General features: G+C 67.2%; 4 protein-coding genes and 1 pseudogene. 4 read left to right on the top strand and 1 reads right to left on the bottom strand.

Annotated elements, in window-relative coordinates:
• The 4 genes from pdxT to PGX04_RS32715 form a co-directional block, all read left to right on the top strand.
• The coding region (gene pdxT, locus PGX04_RS32730) for a pyridoxal 5'-phosphate synthase glutaminase subunit PdxT (RefSeq protein WP_273742287.1) at nt 1–498 on the top strand (498 nt) is incomplete at its 5' end.
• 112 nt (nt 499–610) lie between these two features.
• Nucleotides 611–1078 (top strand): bifunctional nuclease family protein, encoded by a 468-nt coding sequence (locus tag PGX04_RS32725; protein WP_273742286.1) that lies wholly within the window; start codon nt 611–613, stop codon nt 1076–1078.
• Nucleotides 1079–1363: a phosphoribosyl-ATP diphosphatase gene (gene hisE, locus PGX04_RS32720; RefSeq protein WP_098725311.1), complete on the top strand. Its 285-nt coding sequence runs from the start codon at nt 1079–1081 to the stop codon at nt 1361–1363.
• 148 nt (nt 1364–1511) lie between these two features.
• Complete coding sequence (locus PGX04_RS32715) at nt 1512–1865, top strand: four-helix bundle copper-binding protein (RefSeq protein ID WP_273742285.1); 354 nt, start codon at nt 1512–1514, stop codon at nt 1863–1865.
• Nucleotides 1866–1951: 86 nt separating this feature from the next.
• On the opposite strand, the pseudogene PGX04_RS34915 reads toward PGX04_RS32715, so the two are convergent.
• Nucleotides 1952–2111: pseudogene (locus PGX04_RS34915) on the bottom strand (DUF5518 domain-containing protein); the annotation flags it as partial.

Raw genomic sequence — 2111 nt, 5'->3', positions numbered from 1 at the left:
GGGATCGTCCCCGACTGCGACCTGCTGGCGATGCCCGGCGGCGAGTCGACGACCATCTCCCGACTGCTCCACAGCGAGGGGATCGCCGCCGAAATCCGAGAGCACGTCGCCGCCGGCAACCCGCTGCTCGCGACCTGCGCCGGTCTGATCGTCGCCTCGAGCGACGCCGGCGACGACCGGGTCGAGGAACTCGGGATCCTCGACGTGAGCGTCGAGCGAAACGCATTCGGGCGGCAGAGAGACAGCTTCGAAGCGCCGCTCGAGATCGCGGGCCTCGACGAGCCGTATCCGGCGGTGTTCATCCGGGCCCCCGCCATCGATTCGGTCGGCGATGTCGAGATGCTCGCGTCGTGGGACGACCGCCCGGTCGCCGTCCGGGACGGGCCGGTCGTCGGAACCTCGTTCCACCCGGAGCTGACGCCGGACAGTCGGATTCACGGGCTGGCCCTCTTCGAGAACGACGCGGCGACGACGCCGGCGCTCGAGGAACCTCGATAACGCCGCGCCTCGAGGACCGACGTCCCGCACTGCGTCATGGCGCTCACGGGGCGGCTCCGTGCATGCATTCGCGACCGGACCTGTTTTCTCCCTCCTCCCCCACGGTACGGGTATGCAGGCATCCATCGACGCGGTTCGCGTCGCGGGGACCCCCCAGGGGCCGGTCCCGGTCGTCGTCCTCACCGTCGACGGCGAGGACGACGTCGTGCCGATCTTCATCGGCTTCAGCGAGGCTACGAGCATCGCCCGCGGGCTCGAGGCCGAGGATATCGGACGGCCGCTGACGCACGATCTGTTGCTGGACGTCATGGAAGAGCTGGGCAGTCGAATCGACCGCGTCATCGTCAACGAAATCGAGGAGCGCGGAGACGGACAGGGCGGGACCTACATCGCCGACCTCCACCTCGAGACGGCCCGCGGTGAGACGGTCGTCGACGCCCGTCCGAGCGATTCGCTCGCGCTGGCGGCCCGGACGAACGCGCCGATCGAGGTCACCGAGTCGGTCTTCGAGGACGGCCGAGACGACAGCGAGAAGTTCGACGAACTCGAAGACATCCGCAACGTGTCGGGTGAGATGTAGATGGACGAGACGCTCGAGGAGCTGTTCGCCGTGATCGAAGACCGGAAGGAAACGCTGCCCGAGGACTCCTACACCGCGTCACTGTTCACCCACGAGAAGGGCGAGAACGAAGTGTTAGAGAAACTCGGCGAGGAGACGACCGAACTCGTGCTGGCCGCGAAGGACGACGACCGCGAGGAGATCGCCCACGAGGGTGCCGACATCGTCTACCACCTGCTCGTGTTGCTCTCCATGAAGGACATGGAGCTGTCGGATCTCGAGGCGGAACTCGAGGCGCGGCGCTAGCGGCCGCAATCGACCGCCGCTTCGGCGTTCGCAATCGTCGCTCCGTCGCACACATTCGCCGCTGCTTGCACTCGCCGCTGCTTGCACTCGCTGCCGCTTGCACTCGCCGCGAGTACCTTGAATCGGCTCGGCAGTGGAGACTCAAGCGATGGCGCTCCAACAACTCGAAAACGCGCATTCGGACGAGCAGATGCAGGAGTGTATCGACAACTGCCTCGAGGCAACCCAGGTCTGTGAGTGGTGTGCCGACGCCTGTGCGGACGAAGGCGAGGGCATGGCCCGCTGCATCCGGCTCTGCCGGGACGTGGCCGACATCGCGTCGCTCCACGCGCGGTTCATGGCCCGCAACTCGGGCTATCACCAGGAGCTGGGCGAACTTTGTGCGGACCTCTGCGAGGAGTGTGCCGAGGAGTGCGAACAGCACGATCACGACCACTGTCAGGCCTGTGCGGAGGTGCTGCCGAAGTGCGCCGAGAGCTGTCGGGAGATGGCGTCGGCCTGAAACGACGCGCCGGGCGGCCCGAACCGGAACGCGATCGATGCCGACACACCAGACCCATTTTCGAACCGATCGGGCGCTGACCGAGATCAGCTACTGACCGCGGCACCGACGGCACCGGCGACCGCGCTCTCGAGCGCCATCACGATCGAGATCGTGACCGCGAGCAGGAAGATACCGATCCCGGCAGCGCCGGAGATCGCCCCGCCGAGCGGTCCGAGCGCGAGGCCGGCGAGACCGACGGCGACG

It is taken from the genome of Natrinema soli (assembly GCF_028618695.1).
This window is presented reverse-complemented; position numbering and strand designations above follow the sequence as displayed.

Coding starts and splice junctions, on each gene's coding strand:
- hisE (WP_098725311.1), top strand. CDS start 1,079: ATGGACGAGACGCTCGAGGAGCTGTTCGCCGTGATCGAAGACCGGAAG.
- PGX04_RS32715 (WP_273742285.1), top strand. CDS start 1,512: ATGGCGCTCCAACAACTCGAAAACGCGCATTCGGACGAGCAGATGCAG.
- PGX04_RS32725 (WP_273742286.1), top strand. CDS start 611: ATGCAGGCATCCATCGACGCGGTTCGCGTCGCGGGGACCCCCCAGGGG.